The organism is Bradyrhizobium sp. USDA 4472, assembly GCF_054058595.1.
The window spans coordinates 1,241,049-1,261,721 of the sequence record NZ_JBSSAM010000001.1 but is presented as its reverse complement, the minus strand read 5'-3'; the positions used below and the strand labels follow the sequence as shown (position 1 = coordinate 1,261,721).

Sequence of the window (20,673 nt, the reverse complement as noted above, 5' to 3'; positions counted from 1 at the left end):
CGCAACATCGCTGGCGCGCTGGGGGTCGAGTGTTTCCACGCGCGAGGTTTTCTGCGACAAGGGCGAATGCCTGACGCGCGTCGGCAAATCCCTTGTTGCGAGCGACATGCTGCATCTAACGAGATCGGGTTCGGAATTCCCGGTTTCGTCGATCGTCTCAAAGCTGGGTGTCGAATAGGATGACGCTGCGGTCCAATTGACGGGGTCGGCGCAAATCAGCTGTCAATCGGGCTATGCCGACCGCGTCGAGCTTCTCGCGGATCATTTGATTAGATGCGCCGGCATTGCGGCAGTCTGCCCTGACAGGGCGGGCACATTGCCGCGGACGACCGCTTCGGGCTGTTCCCGAATTGCCGTTTGCTGGCCCGCCCGGCAACCGGGCGAAGGTCGCGGCGCTGCGGGTGTGCTCGGTCGTCCCTCGGACTGCCGCCATACTGAGAGCCGGGTTCAGGAAGAACTGCCTATTGCTGAGCGCCGCCTCACAGCGTCAGATGTTGGCTGTTCGCTTGAACCACTTCCTTGGTAGGCCAATGTAGTAGCCGCGCCTGCGAAGCTCTAGCCCGGATCTATTGAGCGTATCGCAAATGGATTTCACAGGCGTGCCGGCATCAACAAGCTTGCGCAGCAGTTCGTCTTCTCGTTTGGTCCAGCGAGGAGAGCCGAGAGTCAATTTCAATCCAACCTCTTAGCCCACACTTCGTCACACTCTAATCTGTTCACATGAATTTCGCCATCCTAAAATTTCGCATTCCAGAACACGACCTAAAATCGTAGAAAAAGCTTGGGCCTCCGGCGCCTTGTCTGTCCCAGTTATCGCGTCGGCCTCAAGAAAGGAATGGCAGGCGAGGCGCTCCTTCGAAAGCTATACGTTGGCATAGACGAAGCTCCCGGATCCTCTGCCAACGAGATTTCGGAGCCACTAGGATTCAGCCAGACTTGTAGGACAACCTGTGAGATGGCCGTGCGGCCGAGGAGTTAACCCCGCTAGACCGGATACTTGACCCGCGATGAGCGGCCCCAGCCGCAACTATGTCGGCAGCTACATCAGGACGTCGAAGTGGGGAGCTATCGGCTATCGCCGCGATGGGCTAACGCTAGAATTAGTCCGCCGCGCGGCCACCACGCGCCCAGCCGAGAAGAACTCCGCCATTCTCAAGGGGGGACAAATTCGCAAGCAAGTTTGCACATTGCCCGCATCACGTGCGAAGAAAGCAAGACGTCCGTTCCCCGGCCCAACAGCGTTGGATGTGGGGAGCAATCAAACGCTCCCAGCATAGCAGCACACGTGCTCTGTTTTGGCCTTGCAGTTCCATTCCCGCATCTCGTAGGATGGAAGCTAAGAGGGAACCCGGTGCGCCGGCGACGGCTATTCCGAGGCTGCCCCCGCAACTGTAAGCGGCGAGCGGTTGTCATCGTGGCGCGGTGACGCGCACTGTCCGTGACGACATCGTCGACGTCGCCAAGACCATGGTGAAGCTGGAGGAGAACTTCGTCGACCTCGCCTTCGGCCTCGGCAAGATCGAGGGCATGCGAGCTGAGCAGATCCACGCCTACGTCCGCTATGTCGCCGACTGGCGACTGACCCAGCTGCGGATTGCCCCGGTCTTCGGCTTCTTCGAGGCCAAGGAGGGCGGATTCACCCAGCTCAAGGCGCATCCATTGCCGTGGCTTGTCGAGATTCTCAATGGTGTCGAGCACGCCTATTTCTTCGAGCAGCGCGCCACGGAGTACTCCAAGGCGGCAAGCCGCGGCAGCTGGGACGGCGAAAACGGGGTGTGGGCGGCTTTCGGCCGTATCTAGCCCATCTTTATTGATGAAGGGCCTGTGGGTGGCTGGCGAGGCGAGTGTGGTTTGACCCGCTGATGGGACGTGAGATTCGGTTGCTGAGACCAATTCTGCGCTGACATCATCGAGGCAACCACACCGGCCATGGGCGACGATACGATTCTGCCCTTCCTGTTTCCAGCGGTCGGGCGCAAGACGATCACAGCCGCCTTTGATGGTGGGCGGCTGTTTTCAGCGGCTATGATGTGGAGGGCTCCACGACCCGAACCCGCTCGAATGCGACAGGCGACTAAAGGACTCCTCGTTCTGTGGATTCATAGCACCCGAAGGATCATTGAAATCCCTTGGCTGCCTTCAAAAGCGCCCCGAGCTTATCCGGCGGCGTCCCGACCATCGACCGCGCCTCCGGCCGGTCGAACATAAGGCGATCAGGCCAGCCTAGCTGTCCTCTCACCGATGACTTTTCTAGTGAGCGCCTCGTGGCCAACCGAATAACCCTTGAGATAGATGTCCTCAGTAATTGTCAACACGAAGCTATTGCCCGAGCAGTCGTGTGCTTGACGCTCGCAGCCATCATAGGCTCGTCTGTATTGTTCTCGACGGCAAGCGGCTCACACGGGCCGCTTTTCGTTTTATGGATGGCCGCGCAGTCTCGTCAGCTTTTGGTCAGCCAGCGCGGATACGGAGCCCCGGAGTTAGCGGGACGTGGCAGGGACAGCGCGATGGCACCAGAACGGTCAGCGCCGAGTCACGTGCCGCTAGCTTCTATGGTAGTGCGGGCGGGGCAGGGACAGCGTCCTGTCATGCCCCAAGCCAACAGGCGCCGAGTCTCGCCCGCACTGCCTGCGATCCCTCACGGACACTCAGGGAGCGAGAGGAGATTGTCCGGTTGAATTCCATCCACTGTTGTCTTGATGTACTTGTGTCGGCCGTCGGTCGCGACGATGACCTCGACAGTGATGCCTGATTCTTCGACGTAGAACTCCCACTCGCGGCTTTCGATATCTCCAATAGTCTTCGCGACGGATAGCCTCCATCGCGTTCCGTCTGAATTCAGCCCGCCGACAAATTTGATTCTCTCATGTGCGTTTCGCCTGTCAGACGTGTTTATGCAACGAATGCGCACGCGTTTTGCCATGCGGGGTCTCCCGTCTCTGCAGGCTGTCGGACCAGCTTAGAGATTGCCTGACGACGTGGGGCCGACCGGTTCTGGTAGTTGTGCCAGGGCTTTTCCTGATGAATGTATCGTACCGTCGGCTTCTTCCGCTGCTGTGAGGCTGGCTGTGTCGAAGTTGGCGGTGCGTTGCAGGGACAGCGCTCTGCCTCCAACGGCTCGGGCGCCGAGTCACGTTGCCGCTAACTTCGACTGCGGATGATCCAAGCAGGCGGTGATCACCAGGGGCGAGGACCCTCGGGAGCGTAAGTCAACGCACCCGCTGCCACTGGCTGATTTTGTCCGGTATGCCCAGGTTTGATGGGTCTCCGGCCGAAGGCCAAGAGCATGTCTCGTTCGCCAAGTCTTCGGCCGCGGAGGCTGGCGAAGCATACCGCCCCAATGTCTCATCACCGAGCGTGACCGTAAAATCCTCCCCAGTGGGAACGATCTGAGCCACCCCAGCGTGAGTTTTGTAGAACCATTTCACCATCTGCGACCCTTCCATGAACGTGCTGTGGTTTCACGTCCGAATGTACCTCGACGGCGCTGAGCATGCTCGCACCACCTTACATTCTCGTCCCCACCAATTCTGATAGGCGCCCCGGTTACTTGTCCGCGCTATTATCTGGTGGCGCCAGGGAGAACGTGACCCTCTCAGGAGCAAGGTGGCCGGCCTTGCCGTTCCAAGGGGGAGGGCTGGCCACCGATGTTAGGGGTGCGTGGCAGGGACACCACGGGGCCAACGGATGCACTCATTCGAGCAGCACATCACCCCACTGCGGTCGCAAGCGCTTGCGGTGCTTGCAGCCAGTCAGGCCCGTGCGGCCGATCAGTCTCTGAGCCAAGCAGATCGCCAAGTCGCGACGTTTAATGCCAGGGAGGCTGAGGCAATGGTAGACATACTCGATTGCGTGAAGCCCAATCTCGGGCCGAAGGAGGCACGGAAGATCGCTGCACGCATACGCGATCTTCTAGGGGGCGCGCGTGAGCACCAACCGGTTCGGGTGGGACCCCTGTGAGACTTTCGCCAGCGTCGCGCCCGCGCTGCTTGCCGGTGCTGGCGCAACATGCGGGCGTCCGAGCCGCCGGCGCGAGTAGGAAAGTGACCAGCTATCCTCTGTAGCCAATTAGATGAGCGACCTCCACTAAAAGGTGGCCGACCATCATGCAGGCGCTTTCGGCCTTATAGACGTCGGCAGTTGTGGCGCGCTCAGGGTATCGAAACCAATACTCTTTGTGATAGCGGCTGAGGTGTTCCGCGTCCTTTGCAGCGCCGGGGCAAAGGCGCTCACGAAGTCCATCGGCTTTTGCTAACAAATCCGCTAGGTCGTGGGACCGCTGCAGCGCAGGTTGATGCTGCCCCTGAAATTGCAGCAATGCTTTTAAGCCATTCTCGATGCTGAAGCCGATGAGAAGGTAGAAGGGAATTCCTATTCGGGAAATATCTTCGCCGGGTGCAGAGGAATGAATGCGTTTGGCACCATCTAGCAATGCAACCGCATATGCCAGCTTGTCGATATGAAACTCCGCGTCTTCTGTCATGAGCGCCCCTGCAGCAAAGTTCCAAGCATGATCAGGCAGTGCTCGCTGAACCTTTTCGCCGCACGAGGCGATTATGATCCCCGTCTCAGCCCAATCGTTCTATTGCTCGTCCCGTCGCCTTTCGTCGTCAGATAGTTTGAGACTGGTCAGGCTTTTTTGTGAAGGGAAGCTCTGGCTCATCAGGGAATGGGTCTTCCTCCAATCTTGCGCAGTGTAGTCGATCAGCTCCGCGGCCCCTTTGGCGCGGGCGAATGCTCGTGGATGGCTGCGGCTATGATGTGGGCTCCGAGCATCCTACCGATCTTGATGGCCGGAGTGCCTGTATGAGCAGATTCTGTCCAGAGCGTAGTGCCGCTAGTTCCATGAGGCCGTAAGCCGCGGTAGTGGAGGCGCCTTGCTCATATTGGTGCCGGCGGTGGTGACCGCCACGATCTACACGGCCTTGCTACAGCAAGGGGTAGAAAAGCTGCAGTGCGACGCGTTAAGAATTCGCGGCGAAATGAGTTCCGCGCTGTTGGCCCGCCGGCTCTAATGGATGTAGCGCGGTCCGCTTAGGTCATTGACCTAACAGATCTTAAGAATGCGCGAGTACACATCGACTTCTTGAGCCGCCTTGATCGACGCTACACTTGGCTCGGCGTCGCGGGCCTCGAACTCGCGGCGAAAGACGGCATGCTCGAAGGAGTAAGTGTCGCACAGCGACCTTGGTTCAGACGGGGCCTTGTCTCGCCGGCGGCTATCGATGTGCATGCCGCTCAACTACTGGCCACCCAGTTGCCTGCATCTCGTGAGCCCTATCGGTATCGACCTGGCAGCGCCGTTGCGCCACGCCGGCTCCGTTGCCGGGGTCATCGGTGCCCACCTTGACTGGAAATGGGTCGCAGAAGGCATGGACTCGTTACAAGTAACCGGCATTGACGTGCTGCTGCTTTCGGGGGATCGAACCGTCATGTTTGGTCCGCCCGATCTTATCAACAAGCCGCTCAACATCGGCTCCGCGCTTGCGGCTAGTCGCGTCACGACTGCGTCTCTGCGCGAACGTTGGCCTGACGGCAGGGACTACTTCACCGTGATCGTTCCGACGGTCGGCTTCGCGAACCTTCCAAGCTTCGGTTGGTCTCTTCTGGTTCGGCAGAGTGCCGACGAGTCGCTTGCGTCCACCCGTAATCTAATCCATTCTGGAGCAGTTTCGGTGCTTGTGCCATTGCCACACTAGCACTGCTCTTTTGTGCGGCGCAGTGGCTGAGGACGCCCCTTCGCCGGCTCTCGAATACAGCGGAGGCCCTCTTGCACGATCCATCCGCGCACCCGCCATATTCGGAGACACGCTTCATTGAAGCGGCGAGGCTCAGTGACGCGCTAGCTCGCATCCAGTCGAAGCTGATGGGCATGTTTAGTCCCACACTTTGATGGTGCATCCTTGTCGCACGATTCGAAGGAAGCGCTATGGGACATATTTTACACGGCTGCGCCACCACGACGGAGGCAGTCCGTCGAGCCATACAAAATAGTCAAGAGAGCCTGAGAGGTCTCCCCAAGCGCTACGGGATCAACCAGAAGACTGTCGTGAATGGAAGCAGCGCGAGACTGTCACCAATCGTTCGACTAGGCCCAAGGAAGCCAAGTCGACTGTCCTTTCCATCGAGGAGGAGGCGATCATCGTTGCTTTCCGGCAGCATACGCTGTTGCCACTCGACGATTGCCTTTATGCGCTGCAGCCGACCATCCCGCATCTGACGCGGTCTTCCCTGCATCGCTGGCTCCAGCGTCACGGCATCAGCCGATTGCCGGAAGTCGGCGGTAGCAAGCCCTCGAAGAAGAAGTTCAAGGCTTATCCGATCGGCTACTTCCACATCGACATCGCCGAGCTTCAGACCGCCGAAGAGCAAGCTCTACCTCAACGTCGCAATCGATCGCACCAGTAAGTTCGCGTTCGTGCAACTGGCTAGGAACACGGGAAGGACTTCGGCCGCGGCCTTCTTCGAAGCTCTTATTGCGGCCGTCCCCTACAAGATCCACACGGTTCTCACCGACAATGGGATCCAGTTCACCTTCCCACCGCGGGATGCGGACGGCCCGACAGCAAGATACGCGACGCATATGTTCGACATGCGCTGCCGGGAGAGCGGGATCGAACATCGGCTGACTAAGATCAAGTATCCCTGGACCAATGGTCAGGTCGAACGCATGAACCGCATGATCAAGGGCGCGACCGTCCAACGCTATTACTACGGTCGACACGATCAGCTCGAAGCTCACCTTGCCAACTTCATCAACGCCTACAACTATGCTCGGCGGCTGAAGACCCTGAAGGGCCTCACACCCGACGAATACATTTGCAAATGCTGGACTTCCCAGCCCGAACGATTCAAACTCAACCGCTCCAGCAAATGCCGTGACTAAACACCTAGTGCAGCTCACTGGGCTGTGCGCCTTAGAGGCAGCAGCCGCACGCGCCACGTTGTTGGGAAGTACTCAAAGCGGGCATCGGCCTTTATTGGTGGCGCACTCTGGCCAGACCAGTTCGCCATCTCCGCAGCGAAGCCCCGGCATCTGGAGCATGCGAAGCGTCTCCGATCTTGGTCAATAAGCCGTTCGCAACATTGGCGTGAGTGGGGGCGAAGAACCGTGCTGTATCTCTCCAATAACCTTGAAGCCGTGACGTTGGTAAAAGGGAATGTTTTCCGGGTTCGAACTTTCGAGGTAGGCAGCGATGCCCTGCTCATCACATCGTTGAAGAGCGTATTTCATCAGCAATGTGCCAAGCCCTTGTCCGGCCCAGTTCGGATCGACGGCAATGAGAGGCAGATACCAATGTGGCTCCGGCGGATGATGTTCGGCCATTCCCTGCCGGAGGTGTGCCATATCTTCGGTGACCTCCGGGCGCAGGGACAGCGCCATGATTGCGTCCAGCGCATCTTCATCTTGCTGCACGTCGGAAGGCAGCCACAGGGCCGCGGCGCAACTCTCTCCGATGACGTATGCTGTGCCATGCTCGAATGCTCGTCCGCCACAGGCGTTAACGAATTGAGGCATTCTCCTAAGATATTGCCCTGGGTCAGGCCAACTCCAACGCATCAACGGATCGGCGGCAAAGCCGAGCACAATTGTCCAGACGGTGCTTGCCCGAATGCTTGCGTTCGCAGAGGTGACTTCCATCTCCGTTGTCATGATGTCGTTCTTGGGGGGCAGAGTTGTAAGGGGGACACGGGGCCGATACCTCGGAACGGGAGCGGAATGAAATGCAGCATGGAGGTTTCGTCGGGCGCATTTGGTTTCTGTTCGGGCTCTCCTCCTGCCTCAGAAGGCCGCCTTCGACGGTCGCTTCGGACGAACGCGCCTCGGTGGCTGACCCTTGGATCTGGATCTTCGTGGCGAGCACCAGTGCTTCCGGGCCTGGGAGCGTCATCTGGATCCTGCCCTTCCTAAAGGGAGCGTCAACTTTCTTGGCCTCGACAACGTTCGGCAGGCCGCTCGAAAGAAACCAGGACGCTTTGAGATTGCAAGTACGAAGAAGTCACGGCACGCAACCGATACGAACATCGTGCGATGGCTGCGATTGAACCGGGCTCCCGGCACGGCCAAGCAGGTTAGCAAACGTCGCGCGTCGACGTCGAGATTGGCAACGATTTTTATGAGGCATCACCTTGTCTCCCATTGAGCTGTTCTGCGTAAGGTCTCCTGTTCAAAACACGTGCCAACTGCCAACTGGTGGCAGGCAAATCTCCAGTTGTGGAGAGTGAAGAAAGAGCGGCAGGCGGCATTGTTGACCCTTCCTTTTCGCACGGTCACGAGGAGGTCGATTTGGCGAGAGCCGTGTTGCTGACGTTGTCGGGTTGACCAGCCAACGCATTGCGCAAATTGCTTCGGTGTCTGCGCGCGAACGTCGACTCATCACCAGGTTCCGTCATAGCTCTCCACTCTGGCGGCTGCGGATTGTTGGCGGGATTGGTATTGTGCTTGATCATCCGCGCAATCAGTCCGCAGCCGACCAGTGACTGCAGGGCTGTCTCCAATGCATCGGCAGTTGCCTCGGCAAAAACCTCGCAATCGTCAACGTAGGCTGCGAAGTTCTTCAAATACTCCTCTTGCTTCGTCGGAATCTCGATCATCGCCTTTGTCCATTCGTAGAGCGGATACCGCTCGATGCCGTATCTTTCGGCGGTGGCCAAGTATGCGGTAAAGGTATCGAACAGACATTTTGGGGCGGCGCGATGGGATATGAGAGTATCGAACAATGGCCCCAACTTCGGCTCTTGGAGTCTTAGTCGTATCGCCTCCGCCACAGCCGAATCGCTCATACCAAATCTAAGCTGGTATTCCCACTGAGACGTCACGGTTTTCCTCCAGTCGCACCCGACGTGTCTTCACCAGCTACTCCAGGCAGTCCTTCCGGGGCGGTCGTTCGGCGAGTTTTGGGGCGTCAACAAGCATTCACCGCTGGGCAGACCGGGATCTTGCAAGAACGAACAAATTCTGCGCTGCAAGTATTCGGCTGTAGACCAGTTCCGCCTCCAGTTGGGTTATGCATCGGCGAAGACGACGGCAACCTCTGCGACGTTTCCAGTCCCGACACCGTCAGGTTGAGCTTGCCGCGCGCACATGAGGGAACTGCAATCGAACAAGGCGTCTCGAAAGCAAGCTGCGGCATCAATTCGGTGATAGAATTCCAAAAGCGGATTGTTACGTCAACGTTTGAACCTCCTGCCAGAGCGGACCTCGAAAGGCCTGCTTGTGGGGCCATTCGGCAACTCCACAAAACTTCCGCATTTCTGGTCCGCGAAAGGTTCTTCCTTCCAGACCATTTAACATCCTCCGTACAGTTCGGCCTGCCGCTGCATAGTCAGTGAGAACTCATCTCCCTTGGCGATCACAATCAACTCTTCCAAATTTCACTCCCGAAGGTCGTGCTGCCGACCAACAAAACGCAAGCCTGATGTGCCCAAGGCATCGCATTCAGCGATCTTATTGCCGTGGCCACTTATGGCCAGGCACGTCCTCTTTGCGGCCAGTTAGTCAGCGATGCAGCTGCGATTAGGCGAGGCCGTGTCACTAAATTACAATTGAAAGCAACCTTGCGCTCCTCCAAGAAATGGTAGGGAGTGTGCGCTCCACTTTCGGATATCGTCCGCTGCCTACGCTCAGAGCAAGAGCGGGCGCGAGCCAGAGTGAAGGGCTTTGACCTTGACGGGGTTGCAGCCAAGCTTGACCCGGGGCTGAAGTTGCTCCTGAGCAGCGCCCCGGGGATGGATGTTGTGCTCTATGGAGCTGCAGTACGCGCCTGGGATACTGAGCGACTCAGGATCAAGGCAGCCAAAAAGATGGTAGTGGAAGTGGACCTATGCTGAGGACCACCGGGTCTGGTTTCTTAAGTGCAGCTTGCTACCGTTCGTTCTTCCCGATACTTTACGCCACTGTTGCTTGCTGCTGTCGTGGCTGTGGGGATGTGGGCAACGCGCAGCGTTGTCCAAGCTTCTCGCTTGCGAGAAGGTCATATCCACAGCCTCTTCGCCGAATGCGCCGGTGACACCTGCCCGCCATCGGCGCGCGGTTTTCCAGCGCCTGATGGGGGCGCTGGAAATTGTAAAACTCGATCCATCGGGCGATTCCGGCTTTGGCCTCGTGGCCATCCGAATAACCCTTGAGATAGATGTCCTCCTATTTGAGCGAGCGCCACAGCCGCTCGATGAACACGTTGTCCATCCAGCGGCCGCGACCGTCCATCGAGATCCTGACGCCGGTTGCGGCCAGCGTGCCGATGAAGGGGGCGCTGGTGAACTGGCTGCCCTGGTCGGTATTGAATATCTCAGGCCGGCCGAAGCGCGCCAAGGCCTCTTCGAGCGCAGACACACAGAACGATGTGTCCATCGTGTTCGACAGGCGCCAAGCCAGCACCGCATGGCTCGCCCAATCGATGATCGCCACCAGATATAGAAAGCCCTGGCCGATCGGCACATAGGTGATATCGGCCGCCCACACTTGATTTGGCCGGTCGATCACCATAAGGCGCAAGAGATACGGGAAGATTTTGTGTCCCGGCACCGGCTTTGTGGTTCTGGGCTTTGGTCCCAGCGCCGCGATGCCCATCTTGCGCATCAACCGCTGCACGTGCTTGCGATTGATGCGACAGCCTTCGCCATTGAGCATCGCCGTCATCCGCCGCGAGCCCAGGAACGGCCAGGCCATGAACAGCTGGTCGATCCGTCGCATCAGCTCAAGGTCGTTGTCATTGGCCGGCCGCGGCGGCCGATATACGCTCGATCGCGCAACGCTCAGCAGTTGGCATTGCCGGCGGATCGATAGACTCTCATGATCGCGCTGAAGCAATCCTCGGCGATCCGGCGCGCTCATCTTCCGGACCTCCTGGCTAAGAAATCTCGCTCGACCATCAATTGTCCGATCTTGGCGTGGAGCTTCTCGACCTCCAGTTCGTGGGTCGCCTCGCCATCCCGACCGGCGCCCGCGTCGAACGTCCGAACCGCTTGATCCTGAAGCTGCTTCTTCCACGCATAAATCTGGTTCACATGCACCTGGTAGCGCCGCCAGATCCGTCACCGTTGATTGTTCTCGTAGCGCCTCCAAGGCGATCTTTGCCTTCAGCGCCGCATCGATTTTCCGTCTCATCTTCTTCATGGTCCGCTCCGTTTATCAAAGCGGAACGGCATCCGCACCACCTAAGCCGCCGGTCCACAATCCGGGGGTCCACTTCAAGCCGAGGCGGCGCGGGATCGCGGGACCGCGCACCTTGCGCATATCTCGCGCTTTCCCTTTCGGCCTTTGATTGCGCTGCGAACCAGCTAGAGATCGGCCAAAAAAGGCGAGGAAAATTGGCGCGGAAATGGACGCACAAAGCCGCCGTCGAGCTGTGGCTCATCGGGCGAATGCTGCCTTAATGAGCGCAATTTGCGCCAGCAGTCGCCAAGGCTTGTTTCCAAACCCCATAAGAATACTGAGTGTCTTTTGTCCGTGTTGTGTAGCACCAGTGTTCGTTCCTCCAGCGGAAGACGCGCGTACGATATAAACATGGCGTAGCATTGCTGCGATGGCGGATTCTGCCGGGCGCATCGAACAAGATGGAGCAACGGACCGTTACGAACTCTGCCTCGTCAGCTTCTCGAAAGGCTGCCCGCGTACTGGTCTGTTGAAGTGATCTCGGACGTGAGGTTAGCTCGGCCCCGCACAATTTTGACCCATCCAATGTAACAGCTTGGTCGCAGGTGCAGCACGCCGTCTCGGGTGAGCCGCAGGCGGGGGAGGGCCTGCAAGAGGTCTTTGAGCAGCATTTGCGTGGGGCGGGCGAGGCCAACGTGGGAATTCGCGCCCGCGGGAGCCTATCGCCTTTCGATTATCCCTTTCTGTCTGACGTAGAGCGCAACCTCATCCACGCGGTGTTCCAGGATCCCGTTGCGAGCGGGAGGTTGGGACCGATCACCGCTGCATGTTACACCCAGGCTCTTGGTAGATTGGGGAATGATCTGGGGCAGCAGGGCAAGACGATTAACGAGCTCAATCACTCGTCGTTGGCCGCTCACGCTGAACAGTCATTCCCGAGTGACGCGAAAATGCGTCAGGCGTTGAAGGATCTTCATGAGCATCGCAGCGGCACGAATCATCTGGTCAAGGCGGCGATGCAGGAGGCCATCAGGAACCGGGGAGTGAAACCGGGCACCGCGAAAAATCACGCTACGGCTCTTCGCCAATTGGCAATAAGTCTTGCGTCTAGGGGTGAAACGCTTGCTGGACTCGATCACGAGACCTTGCTTGATCGAGCTAAAGCGGCATTCCCGGGTGACATGAGATTCCATCCCGCGTTGGTTTCGCTTTCTAAGTATTTTGCTGCCGGCGATTCAGCTGGCCGAAGCGGCGCCGGAGAGGACGCTTCCGGGACGGACGGCTCTCGGCAGGCCGCCTCCTCACCAATGCTGGCTCTCGTTCCAGAGGAGCTCCGGCGGCTGTTGGATGATCGACCCGACGAGTCGTCGATCATGGCTCCCCCGTCGCCCAGGTCAGGTGGGGTTCCGGCCGAAGTCTGGGACCTGTTCGATGATGCGGTCGAGGAGCCGCCGACGAATCCAGTGGAGCTTCAGCGGCTGGAACAGGGCTTCCGCGAAGAGCTTCACGGACGGCGAGACGATCAAGGCGTCCGCTCAGGTCTGGCTTTCGATGCAGAGCAGTTTCCTCCGGCGAAACTTCGGCGAGTGCTCAATCACCTGGATGATCAATCCATGCCTTCGCAAGCCTCGGTAGATCCAACGGAGCTTCTGCGACTGCAAGAGCAGCTTCACAACGAAATTCAGCGGCAGCCGGATGAACAACCCAGCCGGTCATTCTCCGTCGATCAAGAGTTCAATCTAGAGCAGTTCTCTCCAGGGGCGCTTCGGCGACTGCTGGACGCTGAGCTCGAGCAGCCGCAAGTCCCCGTCAATCCAACGCACCTCAATGCAGGCGCTGGCGTGCTGATGCAGGTTCCCCTCCACGAATTGGAGAGGCTGCCTACAATGCAGCACAGCGGGCACGAACAACCTGCTGCACTGAGCAGGAGCAGCGTCCTGTCGAGCGACGACAACCGACCGACCAACTTCGTGATCAACACTGACCGTTACACGGTGCTGTTCGTACCCCCCGGCATGACGAGGCAGAGCACCCCACTCCATCCGCCTAGCGCCGCCATTGGTTTCGGATCTCGATCGGAAAGCGCTCCGCAGCCCAACGCTCCGTCGGGCAATCAAGCCTCGCCAGCACTGCCTTCCCGCAGGATGGAGCAAGCCGCGCCGGCGTCCGATAGGGCTGAGGCGGTATCCAGAGCGCTCGGCGAGACTTTTGATGTGTCTTTGTCTGTCCCCGAGGATTTCTCCCACGGCACCCAGCCCGCGCCGGGTATGATGCGCTTCAGGCTGGGCCACTGGGGTCTGTTGCCGGATGTAGCACAGCGGGTAAAGACCTACGACATTCGCGGTGAACGCTACACGGCTGTATTGGGACCGGGAGGGCCCAATGATGTTCAGCTCATTCACCTGCGTTCTCCCGCTATCGGCGATACATTTGATGTTTCGTTCGCGGTCCCCAAGGATTTTTCTCATCGCACCCAGCCGGCCCCCGACATGATGCTGTCGACGCTGGGCAAGTGGGACTTCTTACCTGTCGCGGAACATCCAATGATGAACTACGAGATTGGCGGCGAACGCTACACGGCCGTTTTGGGACCGAAAGGACCCGACGACGTTCAACTCATCCATCATTCTCGAATTGCTGATAAGTCTGCGCCAGCGGCTCCGTCCGACGTCTACGACGTCCTTGATTTGCCGACCACACCGGAGGAGCTGACTGATTACGCGAACTATCTGTCGGCGTTCCCGCGCATACTCTCCGGTCCCGAGCTCGGGGCATCGGGTCCGGCGGCCTCATCCCACGACCGTAGCGGGCGGGCTCTCGGCGCCACGGAATGGCTGGGCGACGAGCATATCCAGAGGGACTACGAGCTCCTGACGCAGGAGTTGCAAATGAATTATCCAAATCTTGCAGCCCGAACGCGGTTCGTCGATCCTCTCATAGCCTTTCAGTTGAGTTGGGGCGCCGAGAGCGACGCGCTCAGCGCATTGCAGCGCATCGTCGATGATCCGAATGGCAATGATGGAGCCGACTTCCTATTCCTGCCAGTGAACGATGGCAGTGTGACCGATCCTAACGGCACCCATTGGTCGCTGCTACTCGTAGATCGCCGCACGCGAGGAGAGCCGGTCGCCTATCATTACGATTCCGTTCAGGGACACAATGACGAGCCTGCAGAGCGGCTCGCAGAACGGCTGGGCCTGACTCTGCAGCGAGCCGGCATGGCCCCGCAGCAGAACAGCTATGATTGCGGTGTGTTCGTGGTGGACGGCACACGGGAGCTGGTTCGACGATTGGCGCAAGGAGAGCGGCCACAAGGCGAGCCGCTGCACCTCAACAACCTCGTCGCCAATCGGCAGGCACTCCGGGACCGGCTTAGGGGTTGATCGCGAGTGCGCGTGTCGATTGTTCGCCGTCAGGGCTTGTGAGACAAGCATTGGGATTTTGCGGAGGGAGGATTTCTGGTTCATCGTAGCCACCAGGAGCGAAGATGAGACAGAAAGCCGGACCGGGCAAAGCGTCGGCAGACCAAGTGCTAAAGGACATTCGGCGCCAGACCCGCCGGCAGTATTCGGCGGAAGAGAAGATCCGCCTCGTGCTGGGAGGATTGCGCGGCGAGGAGAACATCTCCGAGTTTGTCGCCGAGAAGGCATTGCCGCCTCGATGTATTACGGCTGGTCGAAGGAGTTTCTCGAGGCCGGCAAGCGCCGCCTGGCCGGCGACACGGCACGAGCTGCGACCTCCGGCGAGGTGAAAGACCTCCGCCGGGACGCCGCCGCCTTGAAGGAGGCCGTCGCCGATCTGACCCTGCAGAACCGTCTGCTCAAAAAAAGTATAAACGGAGATGGGAGGACGAGGCATGAGGTATCCCGCCTCAGAGAAGGCCGAGATCATCCATTTGGTCGAGCAATGGCACCTTCCGGCCAAGCGCACACTGGACAAGCTCGGGATCCCGCGCGCCACATTCTATCGCTGGTATGATCGCTACCGCGAGGGAGGCGTTGAGGCGCTGGCCGATCATCGGTCTCGACCAGACCGGGTCTGGAACCGCATCCCGGACGATGTGCGGGGCCAGATCATCGACCTGGCGCTGGAGTTACCTGAGCTGTCGCCACGCGAGCTGGCCGTGCGGTTCACCGACGAACGAAAGTACTTTGTCTCCGAGGCGTCGGTCTATCGGCTGCTGAAGGCGCATGACCTCATCACCAGCCCGGCCTATGGTGATCAAGGCCGCGAACGAGTTCAAGGACAAGACGACGGCCGTCAACCAGCTCTGGCAGACCGACTTCACCTAGCTCAAGATCACCGGACGGGGTGGTACTATCTCTCGACCGTGCTTGACGACTTCTCGCGCTACATCGTCGCCTGGCGACTTGGTCCCACCATGTGCGCCTCCAATGTCACAGCCACCCTCGACCGGGCACTCGCCGCATCTGGCCTTGACCACATCGCCGTCGCGCACCGGCCAAGGCTTCTCAGCGACAATGGTTCGAGTTACGTGGCGGATGATCTGGCCGAGTGGCTCGACCAGAAGGGCATGCAGCACGTGCGCGGCGCGCCGTACCATCCTCAGACCAAGGGAAAGATCGAGCGCTGGCATCAGACGCTGAAGAACCGCATCCTGCTCGACAATTATTACCTACCCGGTGATCTCGAGCGTCAAGTGGGAGCCTTCGTCGAACACTATAATCACGTCCGCTATCATGAGAGTATCGACAACCTCACGCCAGCCGATGTCTACTTCGGCAGGGCTGAGGCGATGCTCGCAGAACGAAACCGCATCAAGCGCGACACCATCGCAAACCGCCGCTTGCAGCATCAATTGATAGATGTACCGCATCTGGTAGCCGTCGAGCGGCGTGCCCTGACCGGACCATGATCCGCCAGTCCTGGCGAAGTGGGCCGCGCGGTTCTTGCCGGTCACTTGCGTCATCTTGTGCGTGACCGGACCGTCGGGCAGTCGCAGAAGGCTCTTGTTCACCTTGATCCCGGTCAGGACGAAGCCCGACGCGCGATAGATCGTGCCGTCGCCGCACTGGCACCCATCGGCGAACGAGATCACCCAGCCGATGTGCGGATAGTTCTTCCTGATCATCCGCATCGCGATTGCCAGCGCTCGGCTTTCGCTATTGCGCGGCAGCGCCTCCGAGAAGGCGAGCCGGTTTAACTCGAGAAAACCGTTCCACGGCGTCTCGCGGACCAGCCCTTGAATGTTGCTCTTGTCCGTCGACGGGCCGAATGTCATCGCGCCTTCAAGGCGCCCGTTGAGGAAGACGCCGAGCGCGAGGGACGCGTTGTTGACCGTCTTGTGGCTGTAGTGGAGCCGGATGATCAGCGCGTCGGCGTCGCGCTTGGCGATCGGCGCGACGCGGATGTCCTTAGCCGTCGGTGACATGGCGCGCCAGGTATTCCTCGCAGATGCGCGCGAGCGCATTGCCCTGCGGCGACCGGTTCGGGTTCGCGTCGCCCGGCTTGCGCGGCAGGATCGCGAGCTTGATTGCGCGATCGACCGTCTCCCACTGATCGCCGTACAGAATGAACGTCATGTCGCGATATGGGGAGCGGTCGCCATCGGGCAATTCCGGCATCGCTTCCAGCTCGCCGACGCCGACCGAGAGCCGGGACAACTCGCTTTCGGTGATGCCGGTCAGCGATAGCTCAAAGCCGCCTTCGAGAAGGTCGTTCAATTCGAGTCGCAGCATCTCATCATCCCAATCGGACGCATCGGTCAGCCGATTGTCCGCGATGACATAGGCGCGCTTCTGCTGATCGCTCCACCCGCGCGCCACGATGACTGGCACCTCGGCGATGGCGAGCAGTGTGCCCGCCGCCAGTCGGCCGTGACCGGCCAGAACCATGCCGTCATCCGCCGCGAGGATCGGCATCGTCCAGCCCCACTGGCGGATCGATGCCGCGATCTGCTCGATTTGCTCGGCCGAGTGGCGCCGCGAATTCCGCTCATAGGGCCGCAAACGATCGATGGGCCATATTTCCATGGCCCGCCTGCCGACTAAGATATCCATGATTTGCCGTCTTCTGTAGCAGGCAGCACCTGCTGGTGATCGCAATAATTCGTCACGATTCGCGCCGAATCAATTCTGGCAGAATGGTCTCTTCAGGAAGCCACCCGCCTGGTCTTGATGCACAGCACGATTCGCTTTTCTAACCGCTTAGCGGCAGTTGTGACCTTCTCACTGCGTTCTTAACGGCGTCGCCCCCTACTGGTCCTCCTGCATTCAGCTGATTTCGTGCGCTTGCTCGCGGCGACAGGGGCCGATCCTGAAACGCCGCCGAAAACCCTAGAGGTCGACACGACTACCGGACGGGCGCACTCGCGATCAACCCCTAAGCCGGTCCCGGAGTGCCTGCCGATTGGCGACGAGGTTGTTGAGGTGCAGCGGCTCGCCTTGTGGCCGCTCTCCTTGCGCCAATCGTCGAACCAGCTCCCGTGTGCCGTCCACCACGAACACACCGCAATCATAGCTGTTCTGCTGCGGGGCCATGCCGGCTCGCTGCAGAGTCAGGCCCAGCCGTTCTGCGAGCCGCTCTGCAGGCTCGTCATTGTGTCCCTGAACGGAATCGTAATGATAGGCGACCGGCTCTCCTCGCGTGCGGCGATCTACGAGTAGCAGCGACCAATGGGTGCCGTTAGGATCGGTCACACTGCCATCGTTCACTGGCAGGAATAGGAAGTCGGCTCCATCATTGCCATTCGGATCATCGACGATGCGCTGCAATGCGCTGAGCGCGTCGCTCTCGGCGCCCCAACTCAACTGAAAGGCTATGAGAGGATCGACGAACCGCGTTCGGGCTGCAAGATTTGGATAATTCATTTGCAACTCCTGCGTCAGGAGCTCGTAGTCCCTCTGGATATGCTCGTCGCCCAGCCATTCCGTGGCGCCGAGAGCCCGCCCGCTACGGTCGTGGGATGAGGCCGCCGGACCCGATGCCCCGAGCTCGGGACCGGAGAGTATGCGCGGGAACGCCGACAGATAGTTCGCGTAATCAGTCAGCTCCTCCGGTGTGGTCGGCAAATCAAGGACGTCGTAGACGTCGGACGGAGCCGCTGGCGCAGACTTATCAGCAATTCGAGAATGATGGATGAGTTGAACGTCGTCGGGTCCTTTCGGTCCCAAAACGGCCGTGTAGCGTTCGCCGCCAATCTCGTAGTTCATCATTGGATGTTCCGCGACAGGTAAGAAGTCCCACTTGCCCAGCGTCGACAGCATCATGTCGGGGGCCGGCTGGGTGCGATGAGAAAAATCCTTGGGGACCGCGAACGAAACATCAAATGTATCGCCGATAGCGGGAGAACGCAGGTGAATGAGCTGAACATCATTGGGCCCTCCCGGTCCCAATACAGCCGTGTAGCGTTCACCGCGAATGTCGTAGGTCTTTACCCGCTGTGCTACATCCGGCAACAGACCCCAGTGGCCCAGCCTGAAGCGCATCATACCCGGCGCGGGCTGGGTGCCGTGGGAGAAATCCTCGGGGACAGACAAAGACACATCAAAAGTCTCGCCGAGCGCTCTGGATACCGCCTCAGCCCTATCGGACGCCGGCGCGGCTTGCTCCATCCTGCGGGAAGGCAGTGCTGGCGAGGCTTGATTGCCCGACGGAGCGTTGGGCTGCGGAGCGCTTTCCGATCGAGATCCGAAACCAATGGCGGCGCTAGGCGGATGGAGTGGGGTGCTCTGCCTCGTCATGCCGGGGGGTACGAACAGCACCGTGTAACGGTCAGTGTTGATCACGAAGTTGGTCGGTCGGTTGTCGTCGCTCGACAGGACGCTGCTCCTGCTCAGTGCAGCAGGTTGTTCGTGCCCGCTGTGCTGCATTGTAGGCAGCCTCTCCAATTCGTGGAGGGGAACCTGCATCAGCACGCCAGCGCCTGCATTGAGGTGCGTTGGATTGACGGGGACTTGCGGCTGCTCGAGCTCAGCGTCCAGCAGTCGCCGAAGCGCCCCTGGAGAGAACTGCTCTAGATTGAACTCTTGATCGACGGAGAATGACCGGCTGGGTTGTTCATCCGGCTGCCGCTGAATTTCGTTGTGAAGCTGCTCTTGCAGTCGCAGAAGCTCCGTTGGATCTACCGAGGCTTGCGAAGGCATGGATTGATCATCCAGGTGATTGAGCACTCGCCGAAGTTTCGCCGGAGGAAACTGCTCTGCATCGAAAGCCAGACCTGAGCGGACGCCTTGATCGTCTCGCCGTCCGTGAAGCTCTTCGCGGAAGCCCTGTTCCAGCCGCTGAAGCTCCACTGGATTCGTCGGCGGCTCCTCGACCGCATCATCGAACAGGTCCCAGACTTCGGCCGGAACCCCACCTGACCTGGGCGACGGAACACCATCCCCCCCGGTTCCCCGAGAACCGCTCGGACCTGATACTTGTTTCGCATCAAGCTGGTCACGAAACTTCCGCAACGCGGAGATGAGATTTTTGTTCTTCGGAAGCAACTCATGAGCGAATTTGACTCGCGAGTCGTGATCCAACTTAGATATGCTCTGGCCCACGCCCTTAAGCGCCTTAGAAAATCGGCGAAGAGCATCCCGATAAGAAGAAAAGGAGTCGTCTTTGAGTTTGCCGGGATTGGTCAGCTGCTCTATGAAAGGGGCGTCTTCCGCTGAGGGGGCCGCGCGTCGCGCACCACCAGCAACATAGCGGATGTTCAACCCCGTTATAATAAAATTGTCTGGAATGTGAGCTTTGGCGTGCTTGGCCAGCGACTGGTGATCCGTTAGATCGGTCGATAGGCCACGAGCGCGGATATCATTTATCAATCGGCGGAGTCTTGCAGCATATTGATAGACCGGTGCCTCTTTCCGCGAACTTGCATATTGGGCAATCGCCTTGTCGATAATGTCCCGATCTTCCGTAGAGAGATGGGGAAGTTGGTTCCGGCGACGGCCACGGCTGGAGACAGGAGCCGGATCGGGTGGCCGCGCCTCGGGCAAGTGCTGCTCAAAGCCCTCTTGCCTAGCCTGGCCCACCTGCGTCTCTTCCGAGACGTCGTGCTGCACCTGCGACCAAGCTGTTGCGTTGGATGGGTCAAAGTTCTGCCGGTCCACGCTAGCCTCACGTCCAAGATCCCCTGAGCAAACCCTAGTCGCGCGAGCTTTCGAGAAGCTGACTAGGCCGTAGAGCCGCGGCAGGATATTGCTCGGCTTGCCCGAGGTGCGTCTGAGAGCCGATTCCCGGTTTATTGGCCGCTTCCCGCCCGTCCGGGGCTCAATCAAAGCCCAAAACGGAAAGCCCCTGATATGCGCAAGGTGCGCGGTCCCGCGATCCCGCGCCGCTCCGGGCGAACGGTAGGACCCGGTGCAAAACGGATAGGCGCGCCCCGACTCGTGTTAAAGCAAGGGCCGGTCAACCCCGGATTGTTGGTCCACCATGTTGCAGTCTACGCCTGACGAGAAACAGGCCATCATCGACTATATGAACTGGCAGGCGCCCGACCTGATCGTCGAGTTGCGGCGCGGCAATCAGGATGGAAGAGCGCATTGCCTCGCCCTAATTGTTACCGGATGCTGAGCCGTTGCCTCACGTAAATTGCTCCCTTGGATCGGGAGCGAGCGGGGGCGAAG

Annotated in this window: 12 protein-coding genes, 4 pseudogenes and 1 riboswitch; of the genes and pseudogenes, 7 read left to right on the top strand and 9 right to left on the bottom strand. The window is 59.4% G+C overall.

The window, feature by feature from the left end; translation table 11 throughout:
* Nucleotides 1-487 precede the first annotated feature (487 nt).
* Nucleotides 488-676: a hypothetical protein gene (locus ACVWZ4_RS05670; RefSeq protein ID WP_456701573.1), complete on the bottom strand. Its 189-nt coding sequence runs from the start codon at nucleotides 674-676 to the stop codon at nucleotides 488-490.
* Between the two features lie 617 nt (nucleotides 677-1,293).
* Nucleotides 1,294-1,489: riboswitch (cobalamin riboswitch) on the top strand.
* On the opposite strand from ACVWZ4_RS05670, the gene ACVWZ4_RS05665 reads away from it, so the two are divergent.
* Nucleotides 1,468-1,800 (top strand): hypothetical protein, encoded by a 333-nt coding sequence (locus ACVWZ4_RS05665; protein ID WP_456701574.1) that lies wholly within the window; start codon nucleotides 1,468-1,470, stop codon nucleotides 1,798-1,800. It overlaps the preceding riboswitch by 22 nt.
* 838 nt (nucleotides 1,801-2,638) lie before the next feature.
* On the opposite strand, the gene ACVWZ4_RS05660 is transcribed toward ACVWZ4_RS05665, so the two are convergent.
* Nucleotides 2,639-2,923: a DUF3892 domain-containing protein gene (locus ACVWZ4_RS05660; protein WP_456701575.1), complete on the bottom strand. Its 285-nt coding sequence runs from the start codon at nucleotides 2,921-2,923 to the stop codon at nucleotides 2,639-2,641.
* Between the two features lie 1,128 nt (nucleotides 2,924-4,051).
* A complete protein-coding gene (locus ACVWZ4_RS05655) occupies nucleotides 4,052-4,483 on the bottom strand; it encodes a hypothetical protein (RefSeq protein WP_456701576.1) in 432 nt (143 codons plus the stop codon).
* Between the two features lie 748 nt (nucleotides 4,484-5,231).
* Between ACVWZ4_RS05655 and ACVWZ4_RS05650 the strand changes: the two genes are divergently transcribed.
* Both ACVWZ4_RS05650 and ACVWZ4_RS05645 read left to right on the top strand, forming a co-directional pair.
* Nucleotides 5,232-5,699, top strand: coding sequence for a hypothetical protein (locus ACVWZ4_RS05650; RefSeq protein ID WP_456763502.1), 468 nt, complete (start codon nucleotides 5,232-5,234; stop codon nucleotides 5,697-5,699).
* A gap of 230 nt (nucleotides 5,700-5,929) precedes the next feature.
* Nucleotides 5,930-6,886 (top strand): annotated as a pseudogene (locus tag ACVWZ4_RS05645) (IS481 family transposase).
* Nucleotides 6,887-7,066: 180 nt separating this feature from the next.
* Here ACVWZ4_RS05645 and ACVWZ4_RS05640 read toward each other — a convergent pair.
* From ACVWZ4_RS05640 to ACVWZ4_RS05630, 3 genes and pseudogenes are all read right to left on the bottom strand, one after another.
* On the bottom strand, nucleotides 7,067-7,654 hold the full coding sequence (locus ACVWZ4_RS05640) for a GNAT family N-acetyltransferase (RefSeq protein WP_456701578.1): 588 nt from the start codon (nucleotides 7,652-7,654) through the stop codon (nucleotides 7,067-7,069).
* Between the two features lie 617 nt (nucleotides 7,655-8,271).
* Nucleotides 8,272-8,721 (bottom strand): hypothetical protein, encoded by a 450-nt coding sequence (locus tag ACVWZ4_RS05635; RefSeq protein WP_456701579.1) that lies wholly within the window; start codon nucleotides 8,719-8,721, stop codon nucleotides 8,272-8,274.
* 1,303 nt (nucleotides 8,722-10,024) lie between these two features.
* A pseudogene (locus tag ACVWZ4_RS05630) lies at nucleotides 10,025-11,116 on the bottom strand (IS3 family transposase); the annotation flags it as partial.
* Between the two features lie 785 nt (nucleotides 11,117-11,901).
* Here ACVWZ4_RS05630 and ACVWZ4_RS05625 point away from each other — a divergent pair.
* From ACVWZ4_RS05625 to ACVWZ4_RS05615, 3 genes and pseudogenes are all read left to right on the top strand, one after another.
* Complete coding sequence (locus tag ACVWZ4_RS05625; RefSeq protein WP_456790057.1) at nucleotides 11,902-14,478, top strand: Ulp1 family isopeptidase; 2,577 nt, start codon at nucleotides 11,902-11,904, stop codon at nucleotides 14,476-14,478.
* Nucleotides 14,479-14,936: 458 nt separating this feature from the next.
* Nucleotides 14,937-15,266 (top strand): annotated as a pseudogene (locus ACVWZ4_RS05620) (helix-turn-helix domain-containing protein); the annotation flags it as partial.
* A 6-nt stretch (nucleotides 15,267-15,272) separates the two neighbouring features.
* A pseudogene (locus ACVWZ4_RS05615) lies at nucleotides 15,273-15,809 on the top strand (transposase); the annotation flags it as partial.
* Here the strand turns inward: ACVWZ4_RS05615 and ACVWZ4_RS05610 are convergent.
* The 3 genes from ACVWZ4_RS05610 to ACVWZ4_RS05600 all read right to left on the bottom strand — a co-directional run bounded on the left by ACVWZ4_RS05610 (nucleotide 15,732) and on the right by ACVWZ4_RS05600 (nucleotide 20,157).
* Nucleotides 15,732-16,487: a Mom family adenine methylcarbamoylation protein gene (locus ACVWZ4_RS05610; RefSeq protein WP_456770587.1), complete on the bottom strand. Its 756-nt coding sequence runs from the start codon at nucleotides 16,485-16,487 to the stop codon at nucleotides 15,732-15,734. The pseudogene ACVWZ4_RS05615 and the gene ACVWZ4_RS05610 overlap by 78 nt on opposite strands.
* On the bottom strand, nucleotides 16,471-16,977 hold the full coding sequence (locus tag ACVWZ4_RS05605) for a hypothetical protein (RefSeq protein ID WP_456701582.1): 507 nt from the start codon (nucleotides 16,975-16,977) through the stop codon (nucleotides 16,471-16,473). The genes ACVWZ4_RS05610 and ACVWZ4_RS05605 overlap by 17 nt, the downstream gene beginning before the upstream one ends.
* A gap of 453 nt (nucleotides 16,978-17,430) precedes the next feature.
* Nucleotides 17,431-20,157 carry a Ulp1 family isopeptidase gene (locus ACVWZ4_RS05600; RefSeq protein ID WP_456701583.1) on the bottom strand — a complete coding sequence of 909 codons (2,727 nt, stop codon included), beginning with the start codon at nucleotides 20,155-20,157 and terminating at the stop codon, nucleotides 17,431-17,433.
* 322 nt (nucleotides 20,158-20,479) lie between these two features.
* Between ACVWZ4_RS05600 and ACVWZ4_RS05595 the strand changes: the two genes are divergently transcribed.
* Nucleotides 20,480-20,620, top strand: coding sequence for a hypothetical protein (locus tag ACVWZ4_RS05595; protein ID WP_456701584.1), 141 nt, complete (start codon nucleotides 20,480-20,482; stop codon nucleotides 20,618-20,620).
* The last annotated feature ends 53 nt before the right edge of the window (nucleotides 20,621-20,673 follow it).